The 19,337-nt window shown below is 45.6% G+C and carries 19 protein-coding genes and 1 tRNA gene; 9 read left to right on the top strand and 11 right to left on the bottom strand.

Features of this window, described 5'->3' with window-relative positions:
* The first annotated feature begins 96 nt into the window (after positions 1 to 96).
* The 3 genes from Q9R25_RS03575 (at position 97) to Q9R25_RS03565 (ending at position 3,702) form a co-directional block, all read left to right on the top strand.
* Entirely contained in the window at positions 97 to 2,490 is a 2,394-nt protein-coding gene (locus Q9R25_RS03575) for an immune inhibitor A domain-containing protein (RefSeq protein ID WP_311282798.1), read from the top strand.
* Positions 2,491 to 2,597: 107 nt separating this feature from the next.
* A tRNA-Thr gene (locus tag Q9R25_RS03570) sits at positions 2,598 to 2,668 on the top strand.
* Positions 2,669 to 3,006: 338 nt separating this feature from the next.
* Complete coding sequence (locus Q9R25_RS03565) at positions 3,007 to 3,702, top strand: queuosine precursor transporter (RefSeq protein WP_215243978.1); 696 nt, start codon at positions 3,007 to 3,009, stop codon at positions 3,700 to 3,702.
* Between the two features lie 38 nt (positions 3,703 to 3,740).
* On the opposite strand, the gene Q9R25_RS03560 is transcribed toward Q9R25_RS03565, so the two are convergent.
* Complete coding sequence (locus Q9R25_RS03560; protein ID WP_159562253.1) at positions 3,741 to 3,989, bottom strand: hypothetical protein; 249 nt, start codon at positions 3,987 to 3,989, stop codon at positions 3,741 to 3,743.
* A 147-nt stretch (positions 3,990 to 4,136) separates the two neighbouring features.
* Here Q9R25_RS03560 and Q9R25_RS03555 point away from each other — a divergent pair, with 147 nt between their 5' ends.
* The 3 genes from Q9R25_RS03555 to Q9R25_RS03545 all read left to right on the top strand — a co-directional run bounded on the left by Q9R25_RS03555 (position 4,137) and on the right by Q9R25_RS03545 (position 5,555).
* Entirely contained in the window at positions 4,137 to 4,493 is a 357-nt protein-coding gene (locus Q9R25_RS03555) for a PilZ domain-containing protein (protein ID WP_012726233.1), read from the top strand.
* A gap of 84 nt (positions 4,494 to 4,577) precedes the next feature.
* Complete coding sequence (locus tag Q9R25_RS03550) at positions 4,578 to 5,219, top strand: hypothetical protein (protein WP_078146855.1); 642 nt, start codon at positions 4,578 to 4,580, stop codon at positions 5,217 to 5,219.
* 63 nt (positions 5,220 to 5,282) lie between these two features.
* Positions 5,283 to 5,555 (top strand): hypothetical protein, encoded by a 273-nt coding sequence (locus Q9R25_RS03545; RefSeq protein WP_074037074.1) that lies wholly within the window; start codon positions 5,283 to 5,285, stop codon positions 5,553 to 5,555.
* A gap of 62 nt (positions 5,556 to 5,617) precedes the next feature.
* Here the strand turns inward: Q9R25_RS03545 and Q9R25_RS03540 are convergent, their stop codons facing one another.
* Positions 5,618 to 5,746 (bottom strand): hypothetical protein, encoded by a 129-nt coding sequence (locus Q9R25_RS03540; protein ID WP_255541905.1) that lies wholly within the window; start codon positions 5,744 to 5,746, stop codon positions 5,618 to 5,620.
* Between the two features lie 60 nt (positions 5,747 to 5,806).
* A complete protein-coding gene (locus Q9R25_RS03535) occupies positions 5,807 to 8,470 on the bottom strand; it encodes a cation-transporting P-type ATPase (RefSeq protein ID WP_196430670.1) in 2,664 nt (887 codons plus the stop codon).
* Positions 8,471 to 8,729: 259 nt separating this feature from the next.
* On the opposite strand from Q9R25_RS03535, the gene Q9R25_RS03530 reads away from it, so the two are divergent.
* Entirely contained in the window at positions 8,730 to 9,764 is a 1,035-nt protein-coding gene (locus Q9R25_RS03530) for a PTS sugar transporter subunit IIC (protein ID WP_159562249.1), read from the top strand.
* Positions 9,765 to 9,936: 172 nt separating this feature from the next.
* Here the strand turns inward: Q9R25_RS03530 and Q9R25_RS03525 are convergent, their stop codons facing one another.
* From Q9R25_RS03525 to Q9R25_RS03515, 3 genes are all read right to left on the bottom strand, one after another.
* Positions 9,937 to 10,932 (bottom strand): Gfo/Idh/MocA family oxidoreductase, encoded by a 996-nt coding sequence (locus tag Q9R25_RS03525; protein ID WP_311282797.1) that lies wholly within the window; start codon positions 10,930 to 10,932, stop codon positions 9,937 to 9,939.
* A 55-nt stretch (positions 10,933 to 10,987) separates the two neighbouring features.
* A complete protein-coding gene (locus Q9R25_RS03520) occupies positions 10,988 to 11,476 on the bottom strand; it encodes a GNAT family N-acetyltransferase (protein WP_214690953.1) in 489 nt (162 codons plus the stop codon).
* A gap of 74 nt (positions 11,477 to 11,550) precedes the next feature.
* Complete coding sequence (locus Q9R25_RS03515; protein WP_074037078.1) at positions 11,551 to 11,985, bottom strand: OsmC family protein; 435 nt, start codon at positions 11,983 to 11,985, stop codon at positions 11,551 to 11,553.
* A 103-nt stretch (positions 11,986 to 12,088) separates the two neighbouring features.
* On the opposite strand from Q9R25_RS03515, the gene cls reads away from it, so the two are divergent.
* Entirely contained in the window at positions 12,089 to 13,534 is a 1,446-nt protein-coding gene (cls, locus tag Q9R25_RS03510) for a cardiolipin synthase (RefSeq protein ID WP_396136454.1), read from the top strand.
* A 41-nt stretch (positions 13,535 to 13,575) separates the two neighbouring features.
* On the opposite strand, the gene Q9R25_RS03505 is transcribed toward cls, so the two are convergent.
* Positions 13,576 to 15,549, bottom strand: a complete 1,974-nt coding sequence (locus Q9R25_RS03505; protein ID WP_214690955.1) for a methyl-accepting chemotaxis protein — start codon at positions 15,547 to 15,549, stop codon at positions 13,576 to 13,578.
* A gap of 233 nt (positions 15,550 to 15,782) precedes the next feature.
* On the opposite strand from Q9R25_RS03505, the gene Q9R25_RS03500 reads away from it, so the two are divergent.
* A complete protein-coding gene (locus tag Q9R25_RS03500) occupies positions 15,783 to 16,418 on the top strand; it encodes a peroxiredoxin-like family protein (protein ID WP_311282795.1) in 636 nt (211 codons plus the stop codon).
* Between the two features lie 48 nt (positions 16,419 to 16,466).
* Here Q9R25_RS03500 and Q9R25_RS03495 read toward each other — a convergent pair whose 3' ends face one another.
* The 4 genes from Q9R25_RS03495 to Q9R25_RS03480 all read right to left on the bottom strand — a co-directional run bounded on the left by Q9R25_RS03495 (position 16,467) and on the right by Q9R25_RS03480 (position 19,308).
* Entirely contained in the window at positions 16,467 to 16,997 is a 531-nt protein-coding gene (locus tag Q9R25_RS03495) for a GNAT family N-acetyltransferase (RefSeq protein WP_311282794.1), read from the bottom strand.
* A gap of 441 nt (positions 16,998 to 17,438) precedes the next feature.
* Positions 17,439 to 18,041, bottom strand: a complete 603-nt coding sequence (locus tag Q9R25_RS03490) for a VOC family protein (protein ID WP_311282793.1) — start codon at positions 18,039 to 18,041, stop codon at positions 17,439 to 17,441.
* A gap of 37 nt (positions 18,042 to 18,078) precedes the next feature.
* Positions 18,079 to 18,531: a VOC family protein gene (locus Q9R25_RS03485; RefSeq protein ID WP_311282792.1), complete on the bottom strand. Its 453-nt coding sequence runs from the start codon at positions 18,529 to 18,531 to the stop codon at positions 18,079 to 18,081.
* 255 nt (positions 18,532 to 18,786) lie between these two features.
* Positions 18,787 to 19,308 (bottom strand): GNAT family N-acetyltransferase, encoded by a 522-nt coding sequence (locus Q9R25_RS03480; protein WP_159562242.1) that lies wholly within the window; start codon positions 19,306 to 19,308, stop codon positions 18,787 to 18,789.
* Positions 19,309 to 19,337 lie beyond the last annotated feature (29 nt).

Genomic DNA, 19,337 nt, shown 5'->3' with positions numbered 1-19,337 from the left:
TTATTTTCTGAATATTGACATTAATCAGACACAAAGAGTACATTTACAACAAGCTCACACATTTTCCCATTATTTTTTAACAGGAGGTTCACACAAATGAAAAAACGTTCCATCCGTCGAACGACACTCGCGGCTCTCATGACATCTGCCATGACAGTCAGTATCGTTCCGGCAGCTGGTGCTGCACCCCTCTCGGTGGCACCATCGGTTCCGACAACGAGCGAGCTCGCTCCGTTCGACCACAACATCATCGATGAAGAGCGTCTCGCGAAAGCTCTCGAGAAACGTGGCGTCATCAAAAAAGGATTGTCCGCATCTGAACGCATGAAAGCAGTCGATGCGTATATCGCGAAAAAGCAAGGTGAAGCGAAAGATCCACATAAGCACGACGACAAAGTGAACGAGAAGGCTTCGAAAGCAAAAGAGAAGATACATACTCAATTCGAAAAGGAATCAAAACGAATTCTTGATAAAGCGAAAAAAGGGCAAGGGAATTACCGTAAAGGGAAACCGAACGGTCAAGTAAAAGTATCTCCTGCCCAGCAATCTGCATACAACGGTTCGGTACGTGAAGATAAAGTCCTCGTTCTCCTCGTCGAGTACAGCGACTTCAAACACAATAACATCATCCAAGAGCCGGGCTATATGTACAGCGATAACTTCAGTAAAGAACATTACGAAAAGTATATGTTCGGTGATCAACAATTTGAACTCTTTAACGGTGAAAAGGTTCAAACGTTCAAACAATACTATGAAGAACAATCAGGCGGCAGTTATACGGTCGATGGTGAGGTTTCGGAGTGGTTGACCGTTCCGGGAACCGCGAAAGACTATGGAGCTGACAAAGGTGATGGCGGACATGATAACGTCGGACCGGGACCACGTCAACTCGTCAAAGATGCGTTGAATGCTGCGGTCGCATCTGGAATCGATTTGAAAGAACATGATCAATACGACCTTTACGATTTGGATGGAGACGGTGACTTCAATGAGCCGGACGGTCTCGTTGACCACTTGATGATCATCCACGCTGGGACTGGTCAAGAAGCAGGTGGCGGTGCGCTCGGTGACGATGCGGTATGGTCACATCGCTGGGTTCTTGATGGTGTTTATCCAGTAGCCAACACAGAAGCTGCAGTTCCTTACTGGGGCGGGAAAATGGCTGCATATGATTACACGATTCAACCTGAAGATGGTGCGGTCGGCGTTTTCGCACACGAGTTCGGACATGACCTCGGTCTTCCCGATGAGTACGATACGCAGTACACAGGTCAAGGCGAACCGGTACAATCATGGTCGATCATGAGTGGCGGTAGCTGGGCTGGTAAAGTGGCTGGTACGGAGCCAACAAGCTTCTCACCACAAAACAAAGAATACTTCCAAAAAATCATGGGTGGAAACTGGGCAAACATCACAGAAGTCGACCTTGAAGACATCAACTCTCAAGGGTTCGTCGCACAACTCGACCAATCTGTGACGAAATCAAACAATCCAGGCATTGTCAAAGTCAACCTTCCTGATAAGAAGATTAAAGGAATCGAACCAGCTTATGGCGATCGCTACTATTACTCGACAAAAGGTGACGACATCCATACTGAGATGGCAACACCAGCTGTGAAACTCGGTGCGGACGGAGTCCTCGCATTCGATTCATTCTATGAAGTCGAATCGGACTATGATTACTTGTACATCAAAGCCCTCAGCGGTGGTCAAGAAGTCGTTCTCGATGTATTCGGTGACGACGTCAACGGTGCAAACGAAGCGGGCTACCCTGCTGAGACGACGAACGGTGCATGGGTCAACAAATCATACGACCTCTCACAATTCGCTGGACAAGATGTTCAAATCGTCTTTGAATACGTGACAGACGGCGGTGTCGCCATGAAAGGCTTCGCAGTCGACAACTTGTCAATTAAATCAGAATCAGCAACACTCTTCGCAGATGATGCGGAAGGCGCTGAAGCCGTGACGCTCGATGGATTCGTCTCTTCAGACGGATACGATTCAAAACCACACTATTACTACCTCGAATGGCGTAACCACGCTGGGTCGGATATGGGTCTTCTCAACGGCCGCGGCGTGAAATACAACACAGGTCTCGTCGTGTGGTACGGTGATGACTCGTACACAGACAACTGGGTCGGTGTCCACCCTGGTGAAGGGTTCCTCGGTGTCGTCGATTCACATCCTGAAGCGCTCATCGGTAACTTGAACGGTCAACAGACTGTCGCAGGTAGTACACGTTACCAAATTGCTGATGCGGCATTCAGTCTCGATAAGACGCTCGCTTGGTATATTGATTCACCGAGTCGTGGGGTGTACGATTACAAAGCACAGCCTGGCGTGAAGCAGTTCAATGATGCAAACTCTTACATCAACTCGCTCATTCCAGATGCAGGACGCAAACTTCCGCAATACGGTCTCGTCATTGACGTAGTCGGTGAAGCGAAAGACAACTCTGCAGGTGCCGTTTGGATCCGTACAAAATAATCATGAACCATCCGACCTCCAATCTTCCTTTATCGAAGATTGGAGGTCTTATTATTCTAAAAAAGCTTGAAAACGACGAATAATCTGTGTAACATAGTTGGTGTAACGCCTCTGTAGGTTAGTGGCAGACCTCAGCAATGGTAATGCTGCAGCACGAGTTCGATTCTCGTCGGAGGCATCAAGAATACCGCTCAATTGAGCGGTGTTAAGCACTTCCTGTTTATGACAGGAAGTGCTTTCTTTTTGTCCGTTCCCACTTTGTTCCCACTTTGTTCCCACTTTCCTAATTTTCATGTCACGAACACCGCTTTGTCGAATCGGTTTTCAATTTGTCGAACGATTGCACTTCACAGGGTATTTCCACTAGCACTTTTTTGATATACAAGAAGGTTTTATAATTTACAGTGTTTACTTAAGTGGACCCTCTCCCTCCCCCCTCACCTTGACATCATTTCCGTTCCTCTATAAACTTGAAAAGTTGAAATCATTGAATAGTTAGAGGAAGGAGCATGATTCATGCTAAACGAATGGTTATGGATTCCTTCTGCCATCCTTACACTCGGACTACTCGTCCTCAGTTACAAGTTATTCGGACGAGTCGGCTTATATGCTTGGATTGCGATGGCTTCGGTCGTTGCAAACATCCAAGTCACGCAACAGATTGTAATTGGCGGATACATTTTCACGCTCGGTAACATCGTTTACGGTTCGCTCTACTTGGCAACCGATATTTTGAACGAAAAACATGGGCGAGCGGCTGCCCGTAAAGGCGTATGGCTCGGATTTTTCATCTTGATCGTCTCAACAGTACTCATGCAATACGCACTGTTATATGAGCCGTTTGAAGAGGCACTGTTCATGCACGAAAGCTTCGAGGCACTCTTCTCGATGCTGCCATTGATCACACTCGGTAGCCTTGCTGCCTATTTGGTCTCTCAATTGTTCGATGTCTTCGTCTATTCGAAGATCCGCGCAAAAACGGGTGAGAAGAAGCTTTGGCTTCGTACGACGGGTTCGACCGTCTTATCCCAATTGATTGATACGTTCACGTTCTGCATCATCGCATTTTGGGGAATGGAATGGGACATATGGTGGAATATCTTTATCACGACATACGTGGCGAAGTTTGTGATCGCGTGGATGGCTACACCGTTCATGTATTACGCAAAACGAACAAATCCACAAGACGAAACCGAACAGAATGCCGCATAAAGAAAAGCCGTAACTTCAACGTGAAGTTACGGCTTTTCTTATGGTCGTTCAATCTGGATACGCACAGCATACGGACGGGCTTCTTCAATCGACGCCGACTCTCGACAGACGGTAATCGCTTTGAATGCATCAATCGCAACCGCCTCGATGGTATGATCGTTCGTTTCGACTTCAAGAATGGTATAAGCAGGTAAGCGCTCGAGTTTAACCCACTCCCCGTTACGTTTTTTTTCATAGATGACTGGTGTTTGAATCGAGTAACGTCGGAGTAAATCATGTACATTCATCTGATCTCCTCCCTATTCAAATCGTACACCTATTATAGAAAGCGCTTTCACATTTGTAAAGCGAGTACACTATAATTTTATACAATCTTCCACTTCATTTTAAATTCAATTTTGCCGATAAAAGAAGTAAAGAAATGGGGTGAATTGATGCGTTATCGCCGACAGGAGACGTTCCGCTATATCCTACCGAATCCCCGTACCATCCCTTATCGACTTGTATGGGAAGAAAAAGAACTCTATGATGGGGAAGGATTGCTTCTCAATGTAAGTTCTCATGGATTAAAATTGCGATCGGACTACCTCTTCCCGCTCTCTGATGATTTACAGGTCCATTTTCTTTTCGACCTCGTCCCGACGCTTCAACCGATCGAACTCATGGGACATGTCAGACACCGTGGCCAAACAGGCTCGCTGTATGATTATGGGATCATGCTTGATGTGAAGGCTGACGAAACTCAGCAACTCGTCACGATGATTAAAACGTATGCACGTGAAAATAAATGAGAACATGCGTCAGGCATCTTCTCATTTTTTCGTGTCTCCAAAAGAGGGTATACTACAACTATCAACCATTGACGAGGTGTTCGTATGACAAGAAAATTCTTATTGATTCCTTGGGGACTGGCAATTGCATTCGCCGTCATCGGTCCAAACGTCCCGTTCGACGGACGCTTTCTTCTCGATTTTGTGACTTATAATACCGAGGCGTACGAAGGCTATTCTCTATCGCTCTTTAGTATCTTAGGGGTGTTTCCCCTGGCGATGTTTCCACTTCTTTGGTCAGAAGTGAATCAGCTCAAACCGAATCCACTCATCGCCGCTGTCACCAGTTTTTTCGTTGGGGGATTTCTACTCGCTCCTTATTTGGCTTTTGCGAGACAGTCACCTTATCCGACGCCGGTCAAACCACTGCCGACCCGCATCCTCGGCGTTGTGCTTTTACTGGTGACAATCGGGTTGTTCATCGCTGCAGCCAATACCGGAAATGTTGCAGAATACTGGTCATATGTGGAGAACAATCAATTTGTTCGAACGATGACCGTTGATTTCTTTTTGTTGGCATTCATTCAAATCACGTTAATGAATCGGGACGCGAAACGCTACAAAATGAGTTTATGGCCGCTCCCTTACATCCCGTTGTTCGGTCTCATTTTTTGGCTCATGATTCGTCATCAAAAACCGTTCAACGAAGCACCTCCAAAGCGTGAACGGGCTGAAATGAAACATTGAGCACCCATTTTTCATCAAAAACGGCTATACTAGAAATTAGTTTTTAATGAAGGAGACCATCACATGCGTTATTTCCAAGTCACTTCTTACGTGACTGTCAAGAATGAAGAACTCGAATTCAATGAATATGTAAAAGTTCCAAACCAAAAAGTCGATCAGTTTTTGAAAGACACATTGGAACTAGATTTATACGATGACCAAGTGACATTGCGCGAATGTGTTGTCGAAAAAGGGAAATGGGAATGCCCAGTCGGTGATTTTGTCATCACGGAGCATATGAACGAGAAGACATTCAATCGGCTACAAAACAGCCGCTCTGTAAAGTCAACATCATAAACCAACTCAAAAAGATCCTGCTAGCTCATTGTGCTAGCAGGATCTTTTGACTGTTACACGATTTATTCGTTAGATTCTTCCTCTGGATCAGGGTCAGGATGCTGTGTCGGAGCCGGTTTTTTCGCCGGATCCGACTCGTCATCCGGTAGCGGATCCGGGTGAACCCCTGGTTGTGATTCGTCACGCTTCATCGTATCCCTCCTTCATGTTTACTCCACTTGTTTATCCTTTTTTCACATGAATGAAACGTATCAGTGTATATTCCGGTTGCCGATGACACGTCTGGAGATCGCCTTTTCAATTTCAACGATGATAAAGACGACGGCACCAAATGCCACAGGATAAATCCAATCTTCCCACGTTAATGGAGCGGTACCGAATAACGTATGCATAAACGGTACGTACGTGATGAACAATTGTAGGGCAATGAGTAAAGCTGATACGAGAAACGCAATCTTATTGTCAAAGAAATGACGGTTGAATGCTGGTGCCAACTCCGTACGACAGTTATACAAGTGGAAGAGCTGGGCCATGACGATGGCATTCAAGGTGATGGTTTGTAATTTCTCGGTCGAGTAGTCGAAATCCCCCAGCATATAGTTGATCCATAAACTACCGCCCCCGATAATAATTGAAACGAAGGTGACGCGGAAAATATAGTATCGGCTGAGTAGCGGCACATTGGCCGGACGTGGCGGTCGTTTCATCGTACTCTCTTCGAGTGGTTCGAAAGCGATTGCTAAAGAGAGAGTAATCGCGACAACCATGTTGACCCATAAAATCTGCACAGGACTGAGCGGTGCAGCCGCTCCGAGCAAAATACTCATTGCCACAAGCAACGCTTGACCTCCGTTTGTCGGAAGCAAGAAGAGAATGGTTTTCTTCAGGTTATCGTACACCCGTCGTCCTTCTCGTACGGCGTTATAGATCGTTTTGAAGTTGTCATCGACAAGAACCATCTGAGATGCTTCTTTCGCTACTTCCGTCCCTTTAATCCCCATTGCCACACCAATGTCAGCACGTTTTAAGGCAGGTGCGTCGTTCACACCATCTCCTGTCATCGATGTAATCAGACCGTTCTCTTGCAATCCTTTGACGAGACGAAGCTTGTCGTTAGGGCTGGTCCGTGCGAATACATCGTTATGAACGGAAGCCTCTTTGATTTCTTCATCTGTCATATCTGTCAATTCACGACCTTCGAGGGCGCCTTCCACTTCCATGCCCAGTTCTTTTGCAATCGCGACAGCGGTATCTTTATGATCACCCGTGATCATTTTAATTCGGATTCCAGCATCACGACACGCGGCAACCGCATCGATGGCCTCTTGTCGAGGTGGGTCGACGATTCCAAATAAGCCGAGGAAAGTCAGACCATCTTCAACATCCTCATGGTCGATTGACGCTTTTGAACTGTCGACACGTTTTAGACCAGCACCGAGAACGCGTTGACCGCGGTCGGCAATCTCTTTTCGTTTTTCATCCCAATAGTCTTGTTTAAAGTCTTCAGACGACGCCATATCAAAGAGTCGGTCCGGCGCCCCTTTGACAAAAATCATTCGCTCCCCTTTGTAATCGACGAGCGTCGCCATGTATTTATATTCAGAATCGAACGGAATCTTCGAGATAACTTTTAAACGTTCAATTGGGCGTTCAGCTTTCTCAGCGACCGTCAACAGACAAGCCTCTGTCGGATCGCCGTTGATGACCCAGTCGCCGTCTTCTTCATTCAATTGCGAATCGTTACACGTCTTCCCGACGGTTAACAGGTCAATCATGGATTCATCATCATCCAAGTCAAACGGTTGACCATTCAATTCGAGATCTCCATTCGGAGCATATCCGCTACCCGAGACTTCGATATCATGGTTCGCTGTCACGATTTGTTTGACCGTCATCTCATTCTTCGTCAACGTACCCGTCTTATCCGTACAAATGACAGATACAGCACCAAGCGTTTCGACAGATGGTAAACTTCGAACAATCGCTTTTTGTTCAGCCATATTCCGGACACCGAGTGCCAAAATGATAGAGATGACGGCAGGCAACCCTTCAGGAATCGCCGCAACGGCAAGACCGATTGTCGTCAGCATCAATTCGACCGGCTCATAATCTCGTAAAAAGTAACCGAACGCATAAATCACGACGGAGATGATTAAGATGGCGATGGAAACCGTTTGACCAAACTTTGTTGTTTGACGAATCAGAGGGGTTTTGACGGTCTGGACTTCTGAGATTGAAGCGTTGATTTGACCGAGTTCCGTACCTTCACCGATGGCCGTCACGATGGCTTTGGCACTTCCCGTTGCGACACTTGTGCCCGAGTACACCATGTTTTTTCGGTCAGCCAACACCGCGTCTTCTTTCACGACGTCCGATTTTTTCTCGACAGTCGTCGCTTCTCCGGTTAACGCCGATTCCTCAACCTTAAATTTTTCAGCTTGAACGACACGGGCATCGGCTGGCACTTTATCTCCGGCAGCAAGTACAAGGACATCCCCCACGACCAGGTCACTTGAATCAATCTCAGATTGCTTGCCGTTTCGAACGATGGTCGCCTTTGTTTCTAATAATTTTTTGATTCCTTCGAGCGCTTCTTCTGCCTTATTTTCTTGAAGGTATCCGACGACGCCGATAATCGTGACGACTAAAACGATGACGATCGTATCGATGTACTCCCCTAAGAATCCTGTGACGACGGCAGCCGCTAATAAGACGTACACGAGAACATCATTGAATTGTCTTAGAAATTTTATAATTTCAGGGGTTTTCTCTTTCTCCGGCAATACGTTTTTGCCGAATTCGTCTTGACGACTTGTGACACTTTCTGTTGTAAGACCTGATTCAAGATCAGTCTCCACATGGGTTCGCACCTCATCTACTTCGAGCGCATGCCACGGTCTGTCTTCGTTCTGCATGATTCATCCTCCTCGACCAATACTTTTTGAAAAGTCTTTCCCCTATCTGTTCCCAATCTCATGCGGCTCGACACGTGCAAACTTGTAGAATTGATGTCATTTTTCAAAGAAAACGCTTTCTTGATTTGGAATTTCTAATTGTAACCGGTATCATTGTTCAATTTTAATTTTTCTTTTGAATATGGCTTTACAGAAGTCTTTCTATGCATGAATATAGAATAAATTATGAATAAATAGAGATAGAAAGAAGGAAGAGTTTATGGTCATTATTCAAGGAATCGCACTTTTACTGCTCATCCTCGCCTTGTTCACATTATTTAGTTATAAGGCGCCTTTTGGAATGAAGGCGATGGGAGCATTGGCCGGTGCTGCAATCGCGAGTTTCCTCGTCGAAGCGTTCAACGCGTATGCAATCGGCGGATTGCTGCCACTTCCTCTTTATGAAGAAGTAGGTCAAGCGGCTGGCGCTTTGTCAGGTCCTGCCGCTGCGGCTCTTGTCGCCATCGCACTTGGAATCAACCCCGTCTATAGTTTGATGATCGGGTTGTCTGTATCGGGATTCGGAATCCTTCCTGGCTTTTTTGCAGGATATCTTTTGGCTTTGGCTGGCACTCGAATCAATCGCTATCTGCCGACCGGCGTCGATATGATTTTTTACGTCATCGTGATGGCACCGCTCGCCCGTCTCGTCGCGACAGGGGTAGACCCACTCGTGACAAACACACTTGAACAGATTGGAGCTGTCATCGAACTGGCAGCAACACAAAATCCGGTCGTCATGGGTCTCGTCTTAGGAGGGATTGTCACGGTCGTATCAACGTCGCCTCTCAGTTCGATGGCCTTGACGGCGATGCTTGGTTTGACAGGTGTACCGATGGCAATTGCCGCGCTTGCGTTGACTGCGTCCATCTCAATGAATTACTTGTTATTCCGTCAATTGAAAATCGGAACAAAGAAAGATCAGCTTTCTGTCGCCATCGAACCGTTGACGCAAGCTGACCTCATTTCCGCTAACCCAATTCCAATTTACAGTGTCAACTTTGTCGGTGGAGCCATCGCCGGGTTGATTGTCGCCATGACCGGTATGATCAACGATGCACCGGGTTCGGCAGCCGGGATTCCGGGACTTCTTGTCATGTATGGTTTCAACGATTGGCAAACAGTCACCTTCACAGCCGTTGTACTGTTCATCCTCGGAATCGGTTTTGGCTTGATCGGAAGTCGTTTGTTCAAAAATTTCCCGATTGTCCGTCATACGGAAAAAGTCGAATCGACAGAAGAAGATGCGGCCTAATCAAAAAATCGATGCACGCTCGAACGAATTGTTCGGCGGCATCGATTTTTTATTATGACTCGTATGATTGTTCTTACAATAGAAAAGTGTCGACACGTTTACAAAGAAATCATCGCACGTTCTTTCCAATTGTGAATTGATCACCGGTTTAGTAAATCAACGAAAAAGCGTGTCAATCTACTGTGAGAACTGTTCCTGTCTCACTGGATTGTCGAGCAAGTTCAATCAAGCGGGTTGTCAATGTTGCATCCTTTAGAGAAACGACTGGTTGTCGTACCTCATAACTATGGGCCAATTGTTGATAATACGACAAATAGCTCCCTTTCTCGATTTGAATCGATGCAACCTCCTCTTTCGATAATACGCCAGTCTCTAATAAATCACTTTCTAACTTGCCTTGCTTTAGAGCCTCTTCTTGAGGATCAAGTCCATATTTCACGAAACTTCCATGCGTGCCGTGCACTTCAAACCGAGGTGTTTCTCCAGCGATGAACGGGTTCGAACGAAGGTATACTCGCTTTTCACCATAATTGAATGTCAGATGGAACCCATCATCGGATTGTCCGCCATCCCTTTGAATCATCACATCTGCTTGAATACGATCTGGCTTTCCAAACAAGGCGAGAGTTTGATCAATCAGATGACTTCCTAAGTCGAATAAAATACCTGAACCGGGTCCTGCATTTTCACGCCACCGGTCACGTACATTCGGACGGAAACGATCAAATCGAGATTCAACCACCTTCCAGTCTCCTAACTCGTTCGAATCAAGTAACGACTGAACTGTCAAGAAATCTCCGTCGTAACGACGGTTTTGATAAACGTTGACGATGCCCTTCGATTTCGCTTCAAGTTCCATCAACTCATATCCTTCTTCCGTTGTCAGGAATGCTGGTTTTTCAACGAGCACATCTTTTCCCGCCTCGAGACAGGCAACAATCATCTCTTTATGTAAATGCGACGGTGTCGTGATGACATATAGAGAAGCATCCGATTGAAGCGCCTCGTCTAATGTCGCATATACCGTGGCACCAGGTAATTCAGCCTGCACTTCTTCCGGGCGCGATGACACGACCCCACTCACTTCAAATGAATCGATGGCCTTTAAGAACGGCAAATGGAACGTGTTTGCCGAGAATCCGAATCCTACCAACATGGTTTTAATCATATAAAACCCTCCTTTTCGCTTTTGTTATTATATCAAAAAAAGGGTCTAATGACCCTTATGCACTCATGCTCTCATCCAATCTGTATTCGAACGTATTGTACCCGTTTCGTGAATCGACAAAGACGAAACCGAAACGTGGATAATAATCATTTAGAAATTCATTGTCAGCGACACAATCAAGACGAATTGGTTCATCTTCATCGGCTTCCTCTAAGACATGCTCCATGAGTTGCTGTCCGACGCCCTGCCCTTTTAGTTTTTCGCTGACGACGATTCGATGGATATATTGTCCACGTTCACTGTCGTCCCATAAGTGATCATCCCACTCATCTGGAGGTAACAATGCGATTGAAGCTAAAATTTGTTGGTCATCTTCAAAGACATATACACTGCCTTCAGCAATGTCAGTGCGCACACGCTTTACGAGGTCCTGTTCCAAATATTCGGTCCATTGGTCGCTTCCTTGTTCATTTAGCGCTACGGCTCGTTGTTCGATTAGGTTCGCGATGTGTTTAGCATCGCGCTTCGTCGCGAGTCGAATCATAACGTCCTCCTTTAGTTATACAGTATTTGAAATACAAATATAACGGAGAACAACATGCCTTTCAACCATCTTGCTCACTCGTGAAAATCAAACGGAGTGACGTCTCCATCGTTCAATTGATAACTATACGTCAACGTCGCATTGAGGCTATGCGATACAGAACAATAACGTTCAACTGACAATTCGATGGCACGCCGAACTCGTTCTTCCGACAACTCGCCTTTCAGGATATACAAGATGTGAATGGCTGTAAAGCGTTTCGGGTGATCGGTCGCCCGCACCCCATCGATTTTCATTTCGAATGCTTCAATTGGCTGGCGCATCTTATGCAGAATCGACACGATATCGATTCCTGTACAGGATGCGGTCGCGTGAAGCAACATTTCTGTCGGACGAGGTCCTGTATCGAGCCCACCGACATCATCCGCCGCATCAAGGATCACCGTGTGACCTGATGGCGTATGTGTTTCAAACGCCATTCCTTTTTTCCATACGACTTCCATGTTCATCATCTTCTCCCCCTATTTCATTTGATAGCATCCTATTCCCTCATTTGATGTATGATTAAGCTATGAATCGATTATAAAGGGGTGTATGTCGTTGGATTGGTCTATGATTTTCAGTTGGGGACTTTATATCGTCCTCGGGTTAAACATGTTGTTCGCACTCGCCGTCATCTTCGCCGAAAGACGTGACGTTGGCGCGACCTGGGCCTGGCTGCTTGTCCTGTTTTTCTTACCAGTGCTCGGCTTTATCGTCTATCTCTTCCTAGGGCGACAACTTAAGAAGGATAACTTCTATAATTTAAGTGTAGAAGAACGTTCCTTCCATTCGCTTCAAGTCGAAGCGCAACTTGAACAAATTCATACGCGCCAAACCCAGCTCGCGCAGCCGCTGTTTGAAAAGTATGACCAACTGCTTCAAATGAACTTACGATCTTCTAAATCGTTGATCAGTGTACATAACTGTTCCCTCATCTTGCACGACGGCGAACAAAAGTTCAAAGCGCTGATGGATGACATTCGCTCGGCCGAGACGGAAATCAATATTCAATATTACATCATCCAGCGTGATGCTCTCGGTCAGGCACTGTTGAAAGAGTTGATCGAGCGTGCGAAAGCCGGTGTCAAAGTTCGACTCCTCTACGATGCGGTCGGCTCACGTAGTCTTCGGAACTCGGACTTTAAAGAGTTGATTGCGAACGATGGCGAGGTGCGTGTCTTCTTCCCACCGACACTCGGAATCATCAACTTCAAGTTGAACAACCGAAATCACCGAAAGGTCGTCATCATCGATGGGAAAATCGGCTATGTCGGTGGATTCAATGTCGGTACCGAGTATTTAGGTTTAGTCGAAAAATTTGGCTATTGGCGTGACACGCACCTGCGTGTCGAAGGAGATGTCGTTTACAATTTACAACACCGATTCATATTGGACTGGAATTATTCTGGTCACCGTAAACATGATCCTGAAAATGCCTTCTGCTTTGCGCGACATGACATTAAAGAAAATTCTCCGATGCAAATCGTCACGAGTGGACCAAACTCGGATACGGAACATTTGAAGAATATGATGATCAAGATGATCATGTCCGCCAAACGACGGGTCGTCATTCAAACGCCATACTTCATTCCAGACACAAGCTTTATGGACGCTTGCAAAATGGCACTCCATTCTGGCGTTCAGATGGATATCATGATCCCTGGAAAACCGGACCATCCATTCGTCATGTGGGCGTCCCTCTCGTTCCTTGGGGAACTCCTCGACTACGGGGCAAACGTCTATCTGTATGATGAAGGGTTTCTCCACGCGAAGACGCTCGTCGTCGATGATGAGATTGCGACTGTCGGGACGACAAATTTGGACGCCCGAAGCTTCCGTCTCAATTTTGAAGTGAACGCACTCATCTATGATGAGCGGGTCGCCCTCGAACTCGTTTCTTTATTTGAGACCGATACGGCGGTCAGTCGCACTTATACAGTGGAAGATTATGAATCCCGTAAATGGACGGTACGCGCCCGTGAAGGCGTGTCACGCCTTCTTAGTCCGATCCTATAAAAAAACATGAGGCAGAGCGCTCCGCTCTGCCTCATTGTCGTTTACAGTTTGAACCGCGAGACGAGGTCTTGTAACTCCTCGGCCATGGTCGCGAGTGCTTTTGCTGACTGTGATACTTCTTCAATCGATCTCAATTGATCATCGGTCGTCGCCGCCACTTGCTTCGAGACGCTCGAATTCTCATCGGCGATGTCGGCGATTTGTGATGCCGTCGCTGCCACTTCCTGAACGTTCGCCGCAATCTCCTCGACGGTTGCGGTCACGTCTTCAATCCGTGGTGTCATCGCCACTGTCCGCTCCTTGATTTTCTCGAATCGGTCTGCTGTCATCTCAGATGACGCCAACCCGGCTTTCGTATGAGTAGATACTTCCTGCATCAACTGTACAGACTGTTCCGTCTCATGCTTGATTCGATCAATCAACGCCGCAATTTGTTTCGTCGACTGCTGTGACTGTTCTGCGAGTTTACGCACCTCGCTCGCAACGACCGCGAATCCTTTGCCGTTCTCACCCGCACGTGCCGCTTCAATGGCAGCGTTCAAGGCTAACAGGTTCGTCTGTTCAGCGATTCCATTGATGACCGTGACGATTTCTCCAATTTCGTTTGAGCGATGTGCCAATGAGTGAATGACACCCTCGAATGTCACGACAGACGCATCGATTGCCTGCATCTGCTTCACGTTCTCTTTCACGGTCGTCGAACCGTCTTCCGCCTCATTCGAGGTTTCGCGTGAAAGTTCAGAAACGTCCATTGAACTCTCTGAGATTCGCATGATGCCCGATGTGATCGCTTGAAGAGATGTCGCATTGTCGTCGAGTTGTCGCTTCGAGCCATCGGCACTGACTGCCATTTGATCAACTGCACGGGCAATCTGTTCTGATGAGGCGGTATTGTGTGCCGAGTTGGCCATCAATTCTTGAGACGAGGCGGCAACTTGACTGATTGAATCATCGAGACGGAGTAACACTAGGCGAAGTGAATCGCTCATTTCATTAAAACTCTCTGAGACAAGCCCGATTTCGTCGTTCGATAAGACGGTAATCGGCTCCGTCAAATCTCCTGATTTGATTCGTTCTGCTCCTTCTGTCAATAAACGCAACGGACGCAAGATTGAACGGAGAACGAAGTAGAGAAGAATGGCTGCAATCCCGAACATTCCGATGATGACGAATCCAGTCGTCCAAAGAATGCCGACCGTCTCGTCTTGAATCTCACCGTCATATAACGTACCGGCAATCTTCCATCCGGTGATTGGGTTCGTCACGAATGCTTTCTCCACACCTTCCCCATTCTCCGATACAGACAGAGTCCCTTCTTCCTTGGCAAAGAGCGAATCTGTCCAAGATTCATCAATCTTTTCACCGACAGCCGTCGACGGATGAATGACGACTTGTTCTGCCTGGTCGAAGATGGCAACGTATCCTTCTTTCCCGATTTGAATGGTGGATGCAACTTCAGCGATATCGTTCACATCGACGTCAACGGCGACTACACCACTACCGTCTGAAGTCTTCTTCGAAACCGTGATCATCATTTTTTGAGAGGCGGCATCGACGTACGGATTCGTGATGGCAACATCTTGTCCACTTGCTTCAGCCGCTTCATACCATGGACGAGTGCGTGGGTCATATCCTTCTGGCAATTCCTGCTCAGGATAGATCGTCATCGCACCTTCTGCTGAAGCGAAGTAGATGTTCGTCACTTTTGGATGTGTCTCTAAATACTCAGTAAACTTCTCTGCTAACGCTTGATTCGCTTCTCCCTCTTCATAAATGGAACTATCAATCCGATTCGCAAAAAACGAGATGTCCGTTTGAATCGGTTCGATGAGGTTCGTGACCTCATTGTTCATCCGGTCTACCCCCGAATTGGCGGACTGGATCATTTGAGACTCGATTTTACCTTTCGCCTGCGAATAGGCGACGATTCCAATCAATGTGGCTGGAATAATCAATAATAGAACGGATAAGACAATCAATTTTTGCTTGATACTAATCGTGCGCTTCTGTTTCATAAAACATCTCCTAACCCGAATAAAATGTTCAAGCGAGTTCGATGAGTCGAATCCCCCTTGGGTTATTCATCATATCGGTCAAAAGTCATTAAATCTGAAGAATTGATTGAATTATTCGAAAATTATTTTTCGCAAACTGAAATGGAGTTTCACCGTTGTGTTCGATTGAACAAATCATACTATTCGTATTTAGTTAAAATTTGAGTTACCATATCGGAAAAGGGGGTCAAATGATGAATTCATTATTGGAAGAAATCAAATCCTATAAAGATCAGTTCAAACAAAATGCACCTGCCGAGAAGCAACGATTGATGGCTCAGGCGACACAAGAATTGAGAGACTCCGGAATTGCGTCAGGGTTAACAGTCGGGGATCAAGCGCCGATGTTTGAATTGCCTCATGCGGATGGGACAGCAGTCGATTTGAAAACACTGCTTGAAAATGGACCTGTCATCGTCACATTTTACCGTGGTGGATGGTGTCCATATTGTAACCTCGAACTCCGCGCTTACCAGCGCGAATTGGCAATGATTCAAGAAAAAGGAGCGACTCTTGTCGCCATCAGTCCTGAGACGCCGGATTATTCCCTTTCGACGAAAGAGAAGAACGAACTTGATTTTTACGTGCTGAGTGATGTCGGCAATAATGTCGCACGTCAATTCGATATCGTGTTTGACATGCCGGATTACTTGATTGACATTTATAAAGCCTCGGGATTAAATGTCGATGCACATAATGGGAACGAGGATTGGCAGTTGCCGAAACCGGCCACGTTCATCATCCAATCCGATGGGACGATTTCGTTCAGTGATGTGCCTTCTGACTATACAGAACGTATCGACCCTAAAACGGTTATTGAAAAATTGTAAAAAAAGGAGATGACACGCGTCATCTCCTTTTCTATTCACTTATTCCGTTTATTGTCTTACAAATTCCTCGTGTAACATCGCGTACACCATGCTATCGGTCCATTCATTCTTATTCCAATAGTCTTTCAAGAAATGAGCTTCTTTTCTCATTCCAACCCGTTCACATAAATTCTGGGAAGCTACATTTCTGGCGTCGAGATTAGCTTGTACCCGATGTAGATTGAGCTTCGCAAACAACTCCCTTAGCAATCCGCTCACTGCCTCCGTTGCATATCCTTTTCCTGAGTGTGAATCAGAAAAACAATACCCGATCTCTACCGTATCTTTCATACCCGTGTACCAAACCGTGAGATCCCCAATAACTTCATCTTGATGTACGACTGCTAAATTCAACGTACTAGTCTCGGTAAGAGTAGAATTCGTTAGTTTTTTAGCAAATACTTCATTCCTGTTTTCAGACGTCCATGGCTCATGCAAAAGATATCTGCATATTTCTGGTTTTCTATACATTTTGAATGTAGCTTCCAAATCTTTCTCCATAAATGGTCTGATTTCTAAACGCTCAGTGGTAAATTTCACGTCGACTCCTCCCATACAGATAATAGTAATCACAATATGAAACTCTCCACCGATTCACGACCTATGTGGAAGTGATAAATCGCTCAACTCGCTTGAGAAGTGTTTCAAGTAGCCGAAGTGACTGGTATGTGTTATCTGTGTACTCGAGACTATGATTCATCTGCTCAACAATCTCGAGTTCAGTCAATGCTAGTTGTTCGAAATGCTGGATTCGTTCTAGTACATAATGTTGGTCCGCCGTGCCCATGAGAATGAGCTGTTTTCCTTTGGAACTTTTTGTTCAATTCAGTATAGAAGAGATTGGTTAATTGAACAACAGTATTCCATTTTGATTCAAAGGGACATTTCTTAGTACTCTTTGTAAGACTGATTGAACATAAAAGATTTCTTGATCAATATCTATCACTTTTTCTGCCCCTTAAAAGAATTATTATCTATTAATCATTTTGAAAGGATGATTTGAATACCGTTCGGATCAGTTGAACTAATCGCACAATCACCCATCAGGTTTACAAGCGTTAACTGTGTGTGATCCGATTCAGTTACAACGATTTGCGAGACAGGACAATCAAATAATTGTTTCAATACCTCTTCAAGACCTTCCGTTTTTGTTTCAATATTCAATCGATGAATACGATTCTCGTAAAGTGATTGTACAGCATCGAAATGGTCCTGAAGTTCGATTCGAAATCCGTATGGTGTATGGATGAACGTTCTTCGTTCATTTGACTGAACCGTCAATCCTATTTCCTCTGCTCGTTCTAACACATCCACTTTTTCCTCTTCAGATACTAAAAAACCAATATGATCAAACATCACTTTCTTTCCGTAACCGAATGTGATATTCGTCGCTCCCCGCTTCATTTCTATGATTCTAAACTGAATAGATTGGTCCCTAAAGTCGTCCCAATCGAGAGGTGGGGCAAAAGATTCGAATTCTCCATCTTTCTTTCCGATTCGTTGGGACACTTGAAATCCTAGACTCGCATAAAATTTCTCCGTTTCTTCGACACGTGGTGTCCATAGATGATAATGGAATAGCATATTCTCTCTCCTTTATTGAATCAATTATGTACATTCTTTATTTTTTTAACCACTCTTCGTACGGAATCACATTAGCAGTTTCATCTGCGTTTGTTCCTATCAACGTGATGAGTTCAAGCGAATTTCCGTCCGGGTCTTCAAAGTAGATGGCCGCATGCTCGTACGGGGCATTCGGAAGGACGAGTGGTTGCTGTTCAGGTGTCATCTTGAACGCAGTACGAATTTCAATTCCCTGATCCTCAAGCCATGCTTTAATCGCATCCAAATCCTGCTCCTCGATTCGAAAAGCGATGTGTCGGATTGATGGATGATACGGTAAATTGACTCGATCAGATTTCCATAACCCAATCCAGCTCTCCCCTTTCATAATCCACAGGAAAGCCAATTTCTCATTTTGGAATGCCAACTCTAATCCTAATTTCTCATAAAATCGAATTGATTCAGTTAAATCACTCACCGGCAAGTGCGCCTCGTATATTCCTTTAATCATTCACCGTATCCTCGTTTCTACATTTATATTCATCCATATTTGTCCTTACTAGACATAGATTTATTGACAAGTTTCCATTGTAAAATTATTATAGATAATTCCATTATAGAACTAGAGAGGATGGAACGGTGAAAATATCCCGTGGGAATTTACGTTGTTGGCTGCAAAGCTGAATCAATCTTGAATGAAAAAATCGGTTAAAGCTCATACATTAGACACAAAAAAAGACCGTAGATCATTCTACAGTCTCAAAGCTTAGGCTCCCATGATGGAGTCATGACGGGTCGTTTCCCATCCATACGCCACTTCTCGAAGCATCAATTCACCAAACTCTCGATCTTTCTGGTCGATGACCTGCCCTTGTTTTCGCTCATAAAATGTACGGAACGGATTCATCTCAAGTGCCCAGATCAAGAGCCCTGCCTCACACATCGATTGCACGGCATGTTCAAGGAGAGCGGACCCGATTCCGTTCCCTTGATGGTTCTCTAAAATATAAATGGCATATACTTCATTCGTGTGGTCTGGGTACTCTCCTGTCCGTTCTTCTCCGTATAGGATGAAGCCCACAATCTCGTCCTCGACAATCGCCACAAAGCCGGCTACTTCTTGCCGACGAAGGGCGGTCCGCAAACGTTCTGCCCATTCGATGGAACCGGACGAAACTTTCAATAAATACTCAGTCGGCACGATTCCCCGATAGGTCGTACGCCATCCGTTCACACGCACTCTCGCAATCCCATACACATCATCTGGTTTGGCGACCCGAATGTCCAATGTGACCCCCTCCTCACCCGAAGCTTTAC

The sequence above is a fragment of the Exiguobacterium sp. BG5(2022) genome (genome assembly GCF_031844365.1).
Lineage (GTDB): Bacteria > Bacillota > Bacilli > Exiguobacteriales > Exiguobacteriaceae > Exiguobacterium > Exiguobacterium profundum.
This window is presented reverse-complemented; position numbering and strand designations above follow the sequence as displayed.